The 1,756-nt window shown below is 60.5% G+C and carries 1 protein-coding gene; it reads right to left on the bottom strand.

Going from position 1 to position 1,756, the window contains the following annotated elements; genetic code table 11:
• On the bottom strand, positions 1 to 1,756 hold a 1,756-nt coding region (gene fusA / locus QZY06_RS10620; RefSeq protein WP_295683882.1), incomplete at both ends, for an elongation factor G.

A 1,756-nucleotide genomic window follows, 5' to 3' on the forward strand; every position in this document is an offset into this window, starting at 1 on the left:
AGAGTCGTCGAGTACTGGAACATTTCTGCCAGCGGGACTTCAGCCTTCAGCGCCTTGACGCCGCCGACATCGTCCATGCCCAGGATCACGCCACGGCGGCGATTGAGATCGCCCATGACGTCACCCATGTAGTCTTCCGGCGTTTCCACTTCGACGGCCATGATCGGCTCGAGAATGACCGGGCTGGCCTTCTGCGCGCCTTCCTTGAACGCCATCGAACCGGCAACCTTGAACGCCATTTCGTTGGAATCGACGTCATGGTAGGAGCCGTCGAACACGGTGACCTTGATGTCGACGACCGGGTAACCGGCGACCACACCGTTCTTCATGGCTTCGACGATGCCCTTGTCGATGGCCGGCACATATTCCTTCGGAACCACACCGCCAACGATACCGTTGACGAACTCGTAACCGGCGCCCGGTTCCTGCGGTTCGATCTTGATCCAGCAATGACCGTACTGACCGCGACCACCGGACTGGCGCACGAACTTGCCTTCCGCTTCAACCGTGCGACGCAGCGTTTCGCGGTAGGCCACCATCGGCGGACCGACGTTGGCTTCGACCTTGAACTCGCGCTTCATGCGGTCGACGATGATTTCCAGATGCAGTTCGCCCATGCCGGCGATGACCGTCTGGCCCGTCTCTTCGTCGGTACGGACGCGGAACGACGGATCTTCCTGGGCAAGACGATTGAGCGCGATGCCCATCTTTTCCTGGTCGACCTTGGTCTTCGGTTCCACAGCCTGCGAAATCACCGGCTCCGGGAAGATCATGCGTTCCAGCACGACCGGCGCGTTCTGCGCAGCCAGCGTGGTGCCGGTGTACACATCCTTCAGACCGATGCAGGCGGCGATGTCGCCAGCGCGCACTTCATCGATTTCTTCGCGATTGTTCGCATGCATCTGCACCAGACGGCCGATACGTTCGGTCTTGCCGCTGCGCGAGTTGTAGACGCTGTCGCCCTTCTTCAGCACGCCCGAATAGACGCGGATGAAGGTCAGCGTGCCGACGAACGGGTCGGTCATGATCTTGAAGCCGAGCGCCGAGAACGGCTGGCTGTCATCGGCGGTGCGCTCGATGATCTTCTCGTAGTCGTCGGTGTCGTGCGCCTCGATCGGCGGCACGTCGGTCGGCGCCGGCAGGTACTCGATGACAGCATCGAGCATCGCCTGCACGCCCTTGTTCTTGAACGCCGAGCCGCAGAGCATCGGGAAGATTTCAAGCTTCAGCGTCCGCGCACGGATGCCGCCCTTGATCTCTTCCTCGGTGAGCGTCTCGCCTTCGAGATACTTGTTCATCAGTTCGTCGCTGCTTTCCGCGGCAGCTTCGACCATCTTCTCGTGCCATTCGTTGGCCAGGTCGACGAGCTCGGCCGGAATCTCGCCGTACTCGAAGGTCACGCCCTTGTCGGCTTCATTCCAGAGAATGGCCTTCATCTTGACGAGATCGACGACGCCCTGGAACCCTTCTTCGGCACCGATCGGAATCTGAATCGGCACCGGGTTGGCGTTGAGCCGCTTCTTCATCTGATCGACGACCTTGAAGAAGTTCGCGCCCGAACGGTCCATCTTGTTGACGAACGCAATGCGCGGAACTTTGTACTTCGTGGCCTGGCGCCAGACGGTTTCCGACTGCGGCTGCACGCCGCCGACCGCGCAATACAGCATGCAGGCACCATCGAGCACGCGCATCGAGCGCTCGACTTCGATCGTGAAGTCGACGTGTCCCGGGGTATCGATGATGTTGATGTGATGCT

Origin of the sequence: uncultured Nevskia sp. (genome assembly GCF_903885465.1) — a bacterium.
Classification (GTDB): domain Bacteria; phylum Pseudomonadota; class Gammaproteobacteria; order Nevskiales; family Nevskiaceae; genus Nevskia.